General features: G+C 75.2%; 1 protein-coding gene. It reads right to left on the bottom strand.

Going from position 1 to position 15,889, the window contains the following annotated elements:
• Positions 1-22: 22 nt before the first annotated feature.
• Positions 23-15,676, bottom strand: coding sequence for a type I polyketide synthase (locus tag OG386_RS02300; protein WP_443053295.1), 15,654 nt, complete (start codon positions 15,674-15,676; stop codon positions 23-25).
• Between the last annotated feature and the right edge of the window lie 213 nt (positions 15,677-15,889).

Raw genomic sequence — 15,889 nt, forward strand, 5'->3', positions numbered from 1 at the left:
CGTCTCGGTCGTCCGGGTCATCTCAGGAGAGACCGAGTTCGTCATCGAGGAGGTCGAAGAGCTCGTCGGCCGTGGCGGCCTGGATGTCCCGCTTTTCGGCGGCGTTGTCCTGTGCACCGTGCGTGTCGTTCCACTTCGCCAGTAGGTCTCGCAGCCGGGCGGTGATGCCCGCGCGTTCGGCGTCGTCGGGGGCGACCGCCGAGAGGATCGATTCGAGCTTGTCGAGTTCCGCGTGGACGGGCTTGCGGGCGGTGTCGTCCCGGCCCAGCTTCTCCCCGATGTACGTGGCGAGCGCCGCGGGTGACGGGTAGTCGAAGATCAGCGTGACGGGCAGCCGCAGCCCGGAGGCGGCGGTGAGCCGGTTGCGCAGGTCGACGGCGGTCAGCGAGTCGAAGCCCAGGTCGAGGAAGCCGCGGGCGGCGTCGACGTCGTCGGCCGTGCCGTGGCCGAGTACGGCGGCCACCTGGGTACGGACCAGGTCCCGCAGTGCCTGGTCCCGTTCGGCGGGCGACAGGCCCGTCAGCCGCTCCTGGAGGGTGCCCGCCGGTTCGGCGGCGGAGCGGGAGCCGGAGGCGGTCCGGGGCGCGGGGGCGGCGGCCCGGCGCGCGGGGGTGCGTACGAGTCCGCGCAGGAGCGGCGGCAGGGTGCCGTCGGCGGCCTGGGCGCGCAGTACGGCCGGTTCGATCCGCATGGGGACGAGGACGGCGTCGTCCAGGGTCCGGGAGGTGTCGAACAGGGCCAACCCCTCCTCGGGGAGGAGCGCGCCGACGCCCGAGCGGGCCATCCGGGTCAGGTCGGCCTCGTCGAGGGCGCCCGCCATGCCGTCCGCGGCCGCCCACAGGCCCCAGGCCAGCGAGCTCGCGGCCAGGCCGCGGGCCGCGCGGTGCTGGGCGAGGGCGTCCAGAAAGGCGTTCGCCGCGGCGTAGTTGGCCTGCCCGGCGGCGCCGAAGCAGCCGGCGACGGAGGAGAAGAGCACGAACGCGGAGAGCTGGTGGCCCTCGGTGAGCTCGTGCAGGTTCCAGGCCGCGTCGACCTTGGGGCGCAGGACGGTGTCGAGGCGTTCGGGCGTGAGGGAGTCGATGATCCCGTCGTCCAGGACGCCGGCCGTGTGGACGACCGCGGTCAGCGGCCGGTCGGCGGGGACCGCGGACAGTACGGCGGCCAGCGCGTCCCGGTCGGCCGCGTCGCAGGCCGCCCAGGTGACAGTCGCGCCCAGCTCGGTCAGCTCGCTCGTCAGGTCCGCCGCGCCGGGCGCCGCGTCGCCGCGCCGGCTGAGCAGCAGCAGGTTCCGTACGCCGTGGGCGTCGGCGAGGTGGCGGGCGAAGAGCCTGCCGAGGGTGCCGCTGGCGCCGGTGACGAGGACGGTGCCGGCGGTGTCGATCTCCAGCGGGCCGGTCTCCAGCAGGCCGGCCTCGGCGGCGGTCCGGGCGATGCGGCTCAGCCGGAAGGCGTACGCCTCGCCCGCCCGCAGGGCGAGCTGCGGTTCGTCGCCCGCCAGCGCGGCGGCCAGCGCCCCGAGGGAGGCGTCGGAGCCGTCGGTGTCGGCGAGGACGAACCGGCCGGGGTTCTCCGACTGCGCCGACCGCACCAGGCCCCACACCGGGGCGTGGGCGAGGTCGGTGACGTGTTCGCCCGGTACGGCGGCCACCGCGCCCGAGGTGAGCAGTACCAGCCGGGAGCCGTCGAGGCGTTCCTCGGCCAGCCACTCCTTGACGAGGGCGAGCGCGTGGTGCGCGGCGTCGCGGGCGGCGGGCGCCCGGCCGGCGGAGTCCGCGGCGGACAGCGGGACGACCACCACGTCGGGTGTCGGGGCGCCGGAGGCGAGTGCCTGGCGCAGCGCGGTGAGGCCGGGGTGCCGCTCGAGCGGTTCGCCGCCGACGCGGAAGTCGGCGCGCTCCTCGCCCAGTACGGCCCACCGTTCCCCGGCGGGGACCGTGCCGGCGGTGAGGGGCAGCTTGGCCCACTCCACGCCGAACAGGGACTCGTGGTGCGCTGCGCGGTCGCCGCCGAGCTGGGCGGCGGACACCGGGCGCAGGATCAGGGAGTCGACCGAGGCCACCGGGGCGCCGGTGGAGTCGGCGGCGTCCAGGGTCACGCCACCGGAGGCTCCGGCGGTGATCCGGACCCGGAGTGCGGCCGCGCCGGTCGCGTAGAGGCGTGCGCCGGTCCAGGCGAAGGGCAGTCGGGCGCCTTCGGCGGAGTCGTCGGAGGCGGAGCCGGGCACCCCGAGGCCGATGGCCTGCAGGGCGGCGTCGAGGAGCGCGGGGTGCACGCCGTAGGCGTCCGCGTCACTCTCGTACGCCTCGTCGAGCGCGACCTCGGCGAACAGTTCGCCGTCGCGGCGCCAGGCGGCGCGCAGCCCCTGGAACACGGGCCCGTATCCGAGGCCGGCCGCCGCCGCTGCCGGGTAGAAGCCGTCGGTGGGGACGGGTTCGGCGCCGGCCGGCGGCCACTGGGCCAGGTCGAAGGCGCGGGCCGGTGCGGCCGGGGCGAGTACGCCCGTGACGTGGCGCGTCCACGGCTCCCCCGCCGGGGCGTCGGCCGGGCGGGAGTGCAGCGTCAGGGTGCGCCGGCCCTCCTCGTCGGCCGCGTCCACGGCCAGCTGGAGCTGTACGGCGCCCTGGTCGCCGAGGGTGAGCGGGGCCTCGATGGCCAGCTCCTCGACGGTGTCGCAGCCGGTCTCCGCGCCGGCCCGCAGGGCCAGTTCGACGAAGGCGGTGCCGGGCAGCAGGACGGTGTCCATGACCGTGTGGTCGCTCAGCCAGGGGTGGGTGGAGAGGGCGAGGCGGCCGGTGAGGACCAGCCCGTCGGAGGCGGGCAGCGGGAGGGTGGCGCCGAGCAGTGGGTGTCCGGCGGTGTCGAGGCCGGCCGCGAGGACGTCCTCGACGGAGACGCCGACGTCGAGCCAGTAGCGCTTGCGCTGGAAGGCGTACGTGGGCAGCTCCACGCGGCGGGCGCCGGTGCCGGCGAAGTAGGCCGTCCAGTCGACGGTGACGCCGTGCGTGTGGGCTTGGGCGAGGGCGGCGGCGAGGGCCTCGACCTCGGGGCGGCCCTTGCGCAGCACGGGCAGGCAGACGGCGGCCGCGGCGGGCTCGGGAGCCTCGGCGGTGTCGGTCAGGCAGTCCTGGACGAGCGCCGACAGGGTCCCGTCGGGGCCGAGTTCGACGTACGTCGTCACCCCGGCCGCGGCCAGGGCGCGGACGCCGTCGAGGAAGCGGACGCCCTCGCGGACGTGCCGGACCCAGAACTCCGCCGAGGCCATCTCGTCGGTGACGAGGGCGCCGGTCAGGTTGGAGACGACCGGGATGCGGGGGGCGCCGTACACCAGGCCCTCGGCGACCTTGCGGAAGTCGGCGAGCATGGCGTCCATGTGCGGCGAGTGGAAGGCGTGGCTGACGGTGAGCCGCTTGGTCTTGCGGCCCATGGCCTCGAAGACGTCGGCGACATCGGTGGCCGCGTCCTCGTCACCGGCCACGACGACGGCCTGCGGGCCGTTGACCGCGGCGATGCTCACGCCGTCGGTCAGGAACGGCAGGACCTCGTCCTCCGCCGCCCGGACGGCGATCATCACGCCGCCGGCGGGCAGCTCCTGCATCAACCGGCCCCGGGCGGCGACCAGTTCGGCCGCGTCCTGGAGGGAGAGCACACCCGCGACATGTGCGGCGGCGATCTCGCCGATGGAGTGGCCCGACAGCACGTCGGGCCGCACTCCCCACGCGTCCAGCAGCCGGAACAGCGCCACTTCGACCGCGAAGAGGGCGGGCTGGGTGTACGCGGTCCGGTCCAGGAGGGCCGCGTCCGATCCGAACAGCACGTTCTTCAGGGGCAGTTCGAGGTGCCGGTCGAGTTCGGCGCAGATTTCGTCCAGCGCGGCCGCGAAGACGGGGTACGCGTCGTGGAGTTCGCGTCCCATGCCGAGGCGCTGGCTGCCCTGTCCGGTGAACAGGAACGCCACCTGGCCCTCCCGCGCAGCTCCCCGTACGAGTGCGGCCGCGCTCTCGCCGCGGGCCAGCGCGTCCAGGCCGCGCAGCAGCTCCGCGCGGTCCGCCGTGACGAGGGCGGCGCGCTGCTCCAGGGCCGAGCGGGTGGTTGCCAGGGACAGGGCGAGGTCGGCGGGCCGCAGGCCCTCGTCGCCGTGGACGCGGGTGTGGAGCCGGCGGGCCTGGGCGCGCAGCGCGTCCTCGCCGCGGGCCGACAGCACCACGGGCACGAACGGCGTACGGGTCGCCTCCGGCTCCGGCGCGGCCCCGGGGGCCGGCTGGGGTGCGGGATCCGGCTGCGGGGCCTGCTCGATGATGGCGTGCGCGTTCGTCCCGCTGATGCCGAAGGAGGAGACGCCCGCGCGGCGCGGGCGGCCGGTGTCGGGCCAGGCCACCTGGTCGGTGAGGAGGGACACCGCGCCCGCCGTCCAGTCCACGTGCGGGGTCGGCTCGTCCACGTGGAGGGTCTTGGGCAGGACGCCGTGGCGCATCGCCATGACCATCTTGATGACGCCGGCGACACCGGCGGCGGCCTGCGTGTGCCCGAGGTTCGACTTCACCGAGCCGAGCAGCAGCGGCTGTTCGTCGGTGTGCTCGCGGCCGTAGGTGGCCAGCAGGGCCTGCGCCTCGATCGGGTCGCCGAGGGTCGTACCGGTGCCGTGCGCCTCGACGGCGTCGACCTCGGCGGCGCTCAGGCGGGCGCTGGCGAGGGCCTGGCGGATGACCCGCTGCTGCGAGGGGCCGTTGGGGGCGGTGAGCCCGTTGCTGGCGCCGTCCTGGTTGACGGCGGAGCCGCGGACCAGCGCGAGGACCTGGTGGCCGTTGCGGCGGGCGTCGGAGAGCCGCTCCAGCAGGAGCATGCCCGCGCCCTCGCCCCAGCCGGTGCCGTCGGCGGCGGCCGCGAAGGACTTGCAGCGGCCGTCGGCGGCGAGCCCGCGCTGGCGGCTGAACTCGATGAAGGTGCCCGGCGTGAACATCACGGTGACACCGCCCGCCAGGGCGAGGGAGCACTCGCCGTTGCGCAGTGCCTGCGCGGCGAGGTGCAGGGCGACCAGCGAGGAGGAGCAGGCCGTGTCGACGGTGACCGCCGGGCCCTCCAGGCCGAACGTGTAGGCGACGCGGCCCGAGACGATGCTGCTGGAGCTGCCCGTGCCGAGGTAGCCCTCGACGCCGTCGGGCACGGCGTGCAGGCGCGCCCCGTAGTCGTGGTACATGACGCCCGCGAAGACGCCCGTACGGCTGCCGCGCACCGAGGACGGGGCGATCCCGGCCCGTTCGAAGGCCTCCCAGGTGGTCTCCAGGAGCAGGCGCTGCTGGGGGTCCATGGCGAGGGCCTCGCGCGGCGAGATCCCGAAGAAGGAGGCGTCGAACTCCGCGGCGTCGTGCAGGAATCCGCCCTCGCGGGCGTACGAGGTGCCCGGGTGCTCGGGGTCGGGGTGGTAGAGGGCCTCGGTGTCCCAGCCGCGGTTCTCGGGGAGGCGGGTGACGCCGTCCTCGCCGGCCGTCAGGAGCTGCCAGAGGTCCTCGGGGGTGCGGACGTCACCGGGGTAGCGGCAGCTCATGGCGACGATGGCGATGGGCTCGTCGTCGGCCGCCGCGGTGGCCGCGGGCGTCGCGGACCCGGCGGCGAGGGCCTCGGCGGTGTCCAGGTCCGTGTCGTCGATCAGCTCGCTGCGCAGGTGGCGGGCCAGGACGGTCGGGTCCGGGTAGTCGAAGACGAGGGTGGCGGGCAGGCGCAGGGCGGTGGCCTGGTTCAGCCGGTTGCGGAGCTCCACCGCGGTGAGCGAGTCGAAGCCCAGCTCCTTGAAGGCCCGCCCGGACTCGACGGCGGCGGGGCCGGCGTGTCCGAGTACGGCCGCGACCTGTGTACGGACCAGGTCCAGCAGCGCGCGGTCCTGTTCGGCGGCGGACAGCCCGGCCAGGCGGGCCCGCAGCTCCGGCTCGGAACCGGCGGCCGCGGAGGCCACCGACCGGCGGGCGACGCCCCGTACCAGGCCGCGCAGCAGCGGCGCGAGGGTGCCGGCGGCCGCGAGCGGACGCAGCGCGTCTGTGTCCACGCGCATCAGGGCCACGGCGGCGTCGTCGAGGCGGACGGCGGTGTCGAACAGCCCGAGGCCGTCGGCGGTCGTCAGCGGCGGCAGTCCGGCGCGGCGCATGCGGTTGACGTCGGCGGCGTCCAGGGCGCCGGCCATGCCGTCGGCCACGGACCACAGGCCCCAGGCCAGCGCGGACGCCGGGAGGCCCTGGGCGCGGCGGTGCCGGGCGAGGGCGTCCAGGAAGGAGTTGGCGGCGGCGTAGTTGCCCTGGCCGGGGCCGCCGAACACGCCGGAGGTGGAGGAGAAGAGCACGAACGCGGAGAGCTTCAGGTCCCGGGTCAGCTCGTGCAGGTTCCAGGCCGCGTCCACCTTGGGGCGCAGCACCGCCGACAGCCGGTCGGGGGTCAGCGAGGTGAGGATCCCGTCGTCGAGGACGCCGGCGGTATGGACGACCGCGGTGAGCGGGTGGTCGGCGGGGATCTCCGCGAGCAGCGCGGCGAGGGCGTCCCGGTCGGCCACGTCGCAGGCCGCCCAGGTGGCGGTGGCACCCGACTCGGCGAGTTCCCGGGCGAGCTCGGCCGCGCCCGGCGCGTCGGCGCCGCGCCGGCCCACGAGGAGCAGGCGGCGCACCCCGTGCGCGGTGGCCAGGTGCCGGGCGACGAGGCCGCCCAGCGCGCCGGTGGCGCCGGTGATCAGTACCGTGCCGTCGGGGCCGAAGGCCGGGGTGCGGCCGCCGTCCTCCCCGCCGGTCTCGACGCGGGCGAGGCGGGGGACGAGCACGGCGTCCGCGCGCAGGGCGAAGCGCTCCTCGTCGGAGGCGAGCGCGGCGCGCAGGGCGCCGTGGCCTCCGTCCGCGGCGGTTTCCGCGGCGGTGTCTGCAGCGGCGTCTGCGGCGGCGTCGACGAGCGCGAACCTGCCGGGGTTCTCCGTCTGCGCGGACCGCAGCAGGCCCCACACGGTGGCGGCGGCCAGGTCGGTCACGTCCTCGTCCGGGGTCGCGGCCACCGCGCCGCGGGTGACGAACACCAGCCGGGCGGCGGCGAACCGGTCGTCCGCGAGCCAGGCCTGGGCGAGGGCCAGCGCGGCGTGCGCGGCGTCGTGCACGGCGGGCGCGGACGGGGCGGCGGGCGCCGGGGCGAGGTGGACGACCACCTCGTCCGGGGCGGCCGCTCCCGCGTCGACGGCGGCGGCCAGCGCCGCCAGATCGGCGTAGTGGGCGGCGTAGCGGTCCGGGTCCTGCGGGGTCCCCGCCGCCGCGGCGCCGAGCAGGGCGTACCGGACCGTGGCGGCCGCGTCCGGGGCGGCGGGGCCGCCGAGTTCGGTCCACTGCTGGCGGAACACCGACTCGTGGTACGAGGTGCGCGCGGCGTGCAGCTGGCCGGCGGTCACCGGCCGCAGCCCGAGCGAGCCGACGGCCGCGACGGGGGCGCCGGACGCGTCGGCGATCTCCAGCCGGACGCCCTCGGCTCCGGCCGGGGTGAGGCGGACGCGCAGTGCGCTCGCCCCTCCGGCGTACAGCGACACCCCGGACCAGGCGAAGGGCAGCCGGCCCTGGCCGTCGTCGGCTCCGATGCCGTCCAGCCCGATGGCGTGCAGCGCGGCGTCGAGCAGCGCGGGGTGCAGGCCGAAGCGGCCCGCCTGGTCCTCGGCGCCCTCGGGCAGCGCGACCTCGGCGTACACCGCGCCGTCGAGCTGCCATGCCGTGCGCAGGCCGCGGAAGGTGGGGCCGTAGGCGAAGCCGATGGTGTCGAGCGCGTCGTAGCGGCCGTCGAGCGGCAGCTCCGTGGCACCGGCCGGGGGCCAGGCCGTCAGGTCGAAGTCGGCGGCGGGGCGGGCCTCTTCGGCCAGGACACCGGCGGCGTGCCGCGTCCAGGGTTCCTCGGCCGCCAGGCCCTCGGCACGGGAGTGCAGGGCGAACGGCCTGCGGCCCGCCTCGTCGGCGGCGCCGACCCAGACGCGCAGCCGGACGCCGCCGCGCTCGGGCAGCACGAGGGGCGCTTCGAGGGTGAGCTCTTCGAGGTGGTCGCAGCCGAGCTGGTCACCGGCGCGGGTCGCGAGCTCCACGAAGGCCGTTCCGGGCAGCAGGACGCTGCCCAGGATGGCGTGGTCGGCCAGCCAGGGGTGGGTGGACAGGGCGAGGCGCCCGGCGAACACCATGCCGTCCGACTCGGGCAGGGCGACGCCGGCGCTCAGGAGCGGGTGGGCCGTGTCGTCGAGGCCGATCGCCTCGACGTCCCCGAGGTAGAGGGAGGAGATGGCCGGCCAGTAGCGCTGCCGCTGGAAGGGGTAGGTGGGCAGGTCGACGCGCCGGGCGCCGGTGCCCGCGAAGTACGCCGTCCAGTCGACGGTGACGCCGTGGGCGTGGGCCTGCGCGAGGGCCGTGGTGACGGCCTCGGCCTCGGCGCGGCCCTTGCGGAGGGCGGGGACGAAGACGGCGTCCTGCGTGACGCAGTCCTGGGCGAGGGCGGACAGCACCCCGTCGGGCCCGAGCTCGACGTACGTCGTGACTCCGGCGGCCTCCAGCGCACGGATGCCGTCGAGGAAACGGACCGCCTCACGGACGTGCCGCACCCAGAACTCGGCGGAGGCCATCTCGTCGGTGACGAGGGCACCGGTCAGGTTGGACACGACCGGGATGCGGGGCTCACCGAACGACAACCCTTCCACCACCTGGCGGAAGGCGTCGAGCATGCCGTCCATGTGGGGCGAGTGGAACGCGTGGCTGACGGCGAGGCGCTTGCTCTTCCGGTCGGGGAAGGCGGCCACGACGGCCGTGGCGGCGTCCTCGTCACCGGCGATGACCACCGACTGAGGGCCGTTGATGGCCGCGATGCTCACGCGATCGGTCAGCAGCGGCAGGACCTCGTCCTCCGACGCCTGCACCGCGATCATCACGCCACCACCCGGCAGCGCCTGCATCAGACGACCACGGGCGGCGACCATTGCGCAGGCGTCGTCCAGGGACAGCACCCCGGCGACGTGCGCGGCAGCGATCTCACCGATCGAGTGACCGGAGAGGAAGTCCGGCCGCAGGCCCCACGACTCCAGCAGCCGGAACAGCGCCACCTCGACCGCGAACAGCGCGGGCTGGGTGAACCGCGTCTCGTCCAGCAGCGCCGCGTCCGCCCCGAACAGCACGTCCCTCAACGGGAGTTCGAGGTCGATCCGGGCGCAGACCTCGTCCAGGGCATCCGCGAACACCGGTTGGGTCCCGTACAGTTCACGCCCCATCCCGATCCGCTGGCTGCCCTGTCCCGTGAACAGGAACGCGAGCTTGCCCGCGGCGGGTGAGCCCGTCACGAGCCCGGCGGCGTGGTCTCCCCCGGCCAGCGTCTCCAGTCCCGAGAGCAGCGCGGCGCGGTCCGTGGCCACCACGGCGGCGCGGTGCTCGAACGCGGACCGGCCGAGGGCCAGGGAGAGTCCGAGGTCGGCGGGGCGCAGGTCGGGGTGGCTCGTGGCGTGGGCGTGCAGGCGGCGGGCCTGGTCGCGCAGGGCGTCCTGGCTCTTGCCGGAGAGGATCCAGGGCAGCGGGGCGTCGGCCGGGAGCGGCACCGGAGTCTGCGGCGCGGAGTCGGCTGCCTCCGGGGCCTGTTCGATGATCGTGTGGGCGTTGGTGCCGCTGATGCCGAACGAGGAGACACCCGCACGGCGCGGGCGCCCGGTCTCGGGCCACTGCCTCGGTTCGGTCAGCAGGGCGACGTCACCCGCCGTCCAGTCGACGTGCGGGGTGGGCTCGTCCACGTGCAGGGTCGGGGGCAGCACGCCGTGCCGCATGGCGAGGACCATCTTCATCACACCGGCGACACCTGCGGCTGCCTGGGTGTGTCCGAGGTTGGACTTGATGGAGCCGAGCAGCAGCGGCCGGCCCTCGGGGCGGTCCTGCCCGTACGTGGCCAGCAGGGCCTGCGCCTCGATCGGGTCGCCGAGCCGGGTGCCCGTGCCGTGCGCCTCGACCGCGTCCACGTCGGTGGCCGCCAGGCCCGCGCTGGCGAGGGCCTGGCGGATGACGCGCTGCTGCGAGGGGCCGTTGGGGGCGGTGAGCCCGTTGCTGGCGCCGTCCTGGTTGACGGCCGAGCCGCGGACCAGGGCCAGCACCGGGTGGCCGTTGCGGCGGGCGTCGGAGAGCCGCTCGACGAGCAGCATGCCGAGGCCCTCGCCCCAGCCGGTGCCGTCGGCGGCGGCGGCGAAGGCCTTGATGCGGCCGTCGGCGGCGAGGCCGCGCTGGCGGCTGAAGTCGATGAAGGAGGCGGGCGTCGACATGACGGTCACGCCGCCCGCGAGCGCCATGGTGCACTCGTCCTGCCGCAGTGCCTGGATCGCCCAGTGCAGGGCGACCAGCGACGACGAGCACGCCGTGTCGACGGTGACGGCCGGGCCTTCCAGGCCGAGGACGTAGCTGACGCGGCCGGAGACGACGCTCGCCGCGTTGCCGGTGCCGAGGAATCCCTCGCTGCCGTCGGGGGCGGCGAGGATGACGTCGAGGTAGTCCTGCCCGTTGGTGCCGGTGAAGACGCCGATCCGCTCGCCGCGCACGGTGGCGGGGTCGATGCCGGCCCGTTCGAAGGCCTCCCAGGAGGTCTCCAGGAGCAGGCGCTGCTGCGGGTCCATGGCGAGGGCCTCGCGCGGCGAGATCCCGAAGAAACCGGGGTCGAACTCGGTGGCGTCTGCGAGGAACCCGCCGTCGCGGACGTAGGTGGTGTTCTCGGTGACGGACTCCGGGTCGTACAGCCCGTCGAGGTCCCAGCCGCGGTCCGTCGGGAAGCCTGCGATCGCGTCGCGGCCGGTCACGAGCAGCTGCCAGAGCTCCTCGGGGGTGCTCACCCCGCCGGGGAAGCGGCAGCTCATGGCGACGATCGCGATGGGGTCGTCGTCGGTGGCGCCACGGGAGCCCGGGCCGGCGCCCGTACCCGTGTCCGGGGCCCGGCCGGCGGAGGGCTGTGCGCCGAGGAGTTCGCCCTGGAGGAACACGGCCAGGGAGAGGGAGTTGGGGTAGTCGAAGATCAGGGTCGCGGGCAGGCGCAGCCCGGTCCGGGAGGCGAGGAGGTTGCGGATCTCCACGGCGGTCAGGGAGTCGAAGCCGAGGTCCCGGAACGCGATGGCCGGGTCCACGGATCCGGGGCCCGGGTAGCCGAGTACGGCGGCGACCTGGGTACGGACGAACTCCAGGGCGAGCGCGTCGCGCTCGGCCGGCGGGGCTTGGGCGAGCTGCCGGGCGAACGTGTCGGCCCTCTCGGCGCCCGCGTCGGGCGTATCGGCGGTGGCGAGGGCGTGCGCCGCCTCGGGGAGGTCGGCGATCAGCGGGCAGGGGCGTACGGCGGTGAGGCCGGGCGCCAGGCGGTCCCAGTCGATGTCCGCGACGAGCGAGGCGGTCTCGTCCAGGGTGAGCGCCATGTGCATGGCCGACAGGGCCAGTTCGGGGTCGAGGCCCGGGAGTCCGGCGAGGCGCAGGCGCTCGGCGACGAGCTCGTCGGTGGCCATGCCCGCCTCGGCCCAGGCGCCCCAGGAGATCACGGTGGCGGGCAGGCCGTCGGCGCGGCGCTGCTCGGCGAGGGCGTCGAGGGGGGCGTTCGCGGCGGCGTAGTTGGCCTGTCCGGCGGCGCCGAAGGCGGCGGCGAGGGAGGAGAAGAGGACGAACGCGTCGAGGTCCAGGCCGCGGGTCAGCTCGTGCAGGACCTGCGCCGCGTGGGCCTTGGGGCGCATGACGTCCGCCAGGCGCCTCGGCGTCTGCGCGTCGAGGACACCGTCGTCGAGCACGCCGGCGGCGTGGACGACGGTGGTCAGGGGGAAGGCCGCCGGGACGGTGGCGAGGAGCTCGGCCACGGCGTTGCGGTCGGCCACGTCGCAGGCCGCGAGGGTGACCTGGGTGCCCAGTTCGCGCAGTTCCGCGGCGAGTTCCGGCGCGCCGTCGGCGTCGGGGCCGCGCCGGCTCACCAGCAGCAGGTGCTCGGCGCCGCTACGGGCGAGCCAGCGGGCCACGTGGCGGCCGAGCGCACCGGTGCCGCCGGTGACGAGAGCGGTCCCGGAGGTGGACCACTCGGTGGCGGGGGCCTGCTCCTGGGGGGCCCGGGTCAGCCTGCGGACGAACACGCCGGTGGACCGTACGGCGAGGTGGTCCTCGGTGCCGAGGCCGCCCAGGACGTCGGCGAGCCGGCCCGCGGCGCGCTCGTCGGGGGTCGCGGGCAGGTCGACCAAGCCGCCCCAGCGAGCGGGCAGTTCGAGGGAGGCGGTACGGCCGAGGCCCCAGAGCGGTGCCTGGGCGAGGCCGGTGAGCCGGTCGGAACGGCCCGTGGACACCGCGCCGCGGGTGGCGGCCCACAGGGGGGCGTCCACGTCCGCGTCGCCCAGTGCCTGGACGAGGGCGAGGGTGGCGGCGAGCCCGGCGGGCAGCGCCGCGTCCTCGGGGTGCGGCCGCTCGTCGAAGGCGAGCAGCGACAGCACGCCGGCGGGGGCACCGGCTTCCGCGGCGCCGGTGACGGCCTCGGTGATCCTGCGGGCGAGGGCGGCCCGATCGTCGGCCGTCGCGTCGACGGTCACGCTGCTGACGGTGACACCGCGTGCGGCCAGGATCTGGGCGGCGGCGACGGCCCACGGGTCGTCGGTGTGACCGGCGGGCACCACGAGGAGCCAGTGCCCGGCCGGCGGGGCGGGCGCGGTGTCGGTGAGCGGCTTCCAGGTGACGCGGTAGCGCCAGCCGCCCACGGTGTCGCGGTCGCGGTTGCGGCGGTGCCAGGCGGAGAGCGCGGGCAGCACGCCGCTGAGCGGTTCGTCGCCGTCGACGCCGAGGGTCTCGGCGAGGGCGGCCAGGTCCTCGCTGTCGACGACCTCCCAGAACTTGGCGTCGGTGAGGCCGAGTTCGCGGCCGTCGGCGGGCTCGCTCAGGTCGGTGAAGGGGTCGCGGGGCCAGTAGAGGTCGCGCTGGAAGGCGTACGTCGGCAGCTCGGCGCGGCGCGCGCCGGTCCCGGCGAAGCGGGTGGCCCAGTCCGGGGAGAGCCCGCGGACGTGGGCGCCGGCGACGGCGGCGGTCAGGGAGCGCGCTTCGGGGCGTCCGGTGCGCAGCGCGGGCAGGAAGGCGGCGGTGCGGGGGCCGGTCGCGGTCTGGCAGTCCTGGCCGAGGGCGGACAGGACGCCGCCGGGGCCGATCTCGACGTAGGCGGTGACCCCGCGGCTCTCCAGCCAGCGGATGCCGTCGAGGAAGCGGACGGCCTCGCGGACGTGCCGGACCCAGAACTCGGCGGAACCCATCTCGTCGGTGACGAGGGCACCGGTCAGGTTGGACACGATCGGAATGCGCGGGGCGCCGTACGTCAGCCCCTCCACGACCTTGCGGAAGGCGTCGAGCATGCCGTCCATGTGCGGCGAGTGGAACGCGTGGCTCACCGTCAGCCGCTTGGTCTTCCGGTCGGGGAACGCCTCGGCGATCGCCATCGCGGCGCCCACGTCACCCGCGACGACCACCGAGCGCGGGCCGTTGACCGCCGCGATGCTCACCCGGTCGGTCAGCAGCGGCAGGACCTCGTCCTCCGACGCCTCCAGCGCGATCATCACACCGCCCGCGGGCAGTTCCTGCATCAACCGCCCGCGAGCCGCGACCAGCGCACACGCGTCGTCCAGCGAGAACACCCCGGCGACGTGCGCGGCAGCGATCTCACCGATCGAGTGACCGGACAGGAAGTCCGGCTTCAGACCCCAGCTCTCGACGAGCCGGAACAGCGCCACCTCGACGGCGAACAGCGCCGGCTGCGTGTACTCCGTCCGATCCAGGACAGCGGCGTCGTCCCCGAACAGGACGTCCTTCAGGGGCAGTTCGAGCTGCATGTCGAAGCGCGCGCACACGGCGTCCAGGGCCTGCGCGAACACCGGGTGGGTCTCGTACAGTTCGCGCCCCATGCCGAGGCGCTGGCTGCCCTGTCCCGTGAACAAGAACGCCAGCTTGCCCTCGGTGGCGCTCCCCTCGACCACGTCGGCGGACTGGCGGCCCTCGGCGAGCGCCGCGAGCCCGGCCAGCAGTTCGTCCCGGTCCTGGGCGACGACCGCCGCACGGCGGTCCAGGGCGGCCCGGGTGAGCGCCTGCCCGCAGGCGACGTCCTCGACACGGAGGCCGGGCCGGGTCGTGAGGTGGGCGTGCAGTGCGGCCGCCTGCGCCCGCAGCGCGGGCTCGGTCTTGCCGGACAGGACGACGGGCAGGACGGGCGGCAGGGCGGCCGGAAGGCCGGCCGGCTCGGTGCCGGGGAGGACGCCGTCGGCGGCGTCGGCGTCGGCGTCGGCCAGCCGGTCTTCAGCGGCTTCGGCGGGTTCCTCGGCGCCCTCCAGGATGATGTGCGCGTTGGTGCCGCTCATGCCGAACGACGAGACGCCGATCCGGCGCGGCCCGCCGTGCTGCGGCCAGGGGCGCGCCTCGGTGAGCAGCGACACCTCGCCCGACGACCAGTCGACGTGCGGGGTCGGCTCGCTCACGTGCAGGGTGCGCGGCAGTACGCCGCTGCGCATCGCCATGACGCTCTTGATGACTCCGGCGACGCCTGCGGCGGCCTGCGCGTGGCCGATGTTGGTCTTGAGGGAGCCCAGCCACAGCGGCCGGCCCTCGGGGCGGTCCTGGCCGTACGTGGCGATGATGGCCTGCGCCTCGATGGGGTCTCCGAGGCCGGTTCCGGTGCCGTGTGCCTCGACGGCGTCCACGTCGGCGGGCGTGAGCCGGGCATTGGAGAGCGCCTGGAGGATGACGCGCTGCTGCGAGGGGCCGTTGGGCGCGGTCAGGCCGTTGCTGGCGCCGTCCTGGTTGACGGCCGAGCCGCGAATGACGGCCAGGACGTGGTGGCCCTTGCGGCGGGCGTCGGAGAGCCGCTCCACGAGCAGGACGCCGACGCCTTCGGCGAGGCTGAAGCCGTCGGCGTCCGGCGAGAACGCCTTGCAGCGGCCGTCGGTGGCCAGGCCGCGCTGCTTGCTGTAGTCGATGAACGTGCCGGGCGCGGACATCAGGGTGGCGCCGCCAGCGAGGGCGAGCGAGCACTCGCCGTTGCGCAGCGCCTGCACCGCGAGGTGCAGGGCGACGAGCGAGGAGGAGCAGGCGGTGTCGACGGTGACGGCCGGGCCTTCGAGGCCGAAGGTGTACGAGAGCCGGCCCGAGGCGACGCTCGCCGCGTTGCCGGTTCCCAGGTAGCCCTCGACGTTCTCGGAGGAGCTCAGCAGGGCCGTCAGGTAGTCGTGGTTGCTCGTGCCGACGAACACGCCGACCTGCTTGCCGCGCATCGAGGTCGGGTCGATGCCCGCGCGCTCGAAGGCCTCCCACGAGGTTTCCAGGAGGAGCCGCTGCTGCGGGTCCATGGCGAGGGCCTCGCGCGGCGAGATCCCGAAGAGCGAGGGGTCGAACCGGGCGAAGTCCTGGACGAAGCCGCCCTGGTTGGCGTAACTGGTGCCCGGGTGCTCAGGGTCGGGGTGGTAGACGGTCTCCATGTCCCAGCCGCGCTCGACGGGGAAGCCGGTGATGGCGTCGACGCCGTCGACGACCAGCTGCCACAGCTCCTCCGGCGAGGTCGCGCCTCCGGGATAGCGGCAGCCCATGCCGACGATGGCGATGGGGTCCTGGTTCCGGGCCTCGATCTCGCGCAGCCGCTGACGCGTCTGCTGAAGATCCGCTGTCGCCAGCTTCAGGTAGTCCCGCAGCGTCTCTTCATTCGCCATTTAACGCAACCACCCATTTGCAGCAGACGGCATCAGAAAACTGAGTGCAGAGCCGAGAATGACATCGGAAATGCGGCCGCTTCACTTTGTCGAGGGAAGCGACTGCTCGGTGGCAGGCTATTTCCGGTTCAATCTCCCCTACAACCCCTAACTGCCCCCTACGCACCCCTGGGTGGAGGAGTACATAGGGGGCAG

The organism is Streptomyces sp. NBC_00273 (assembly GCF_036178145.1).
In the GTDB taxonomy this organism is placed as follows: domain Bacteria; phylum Actinomycetota; class Actinomycetes; order Streptomycetales; family Streptomycetaceae; genus Streptomyces.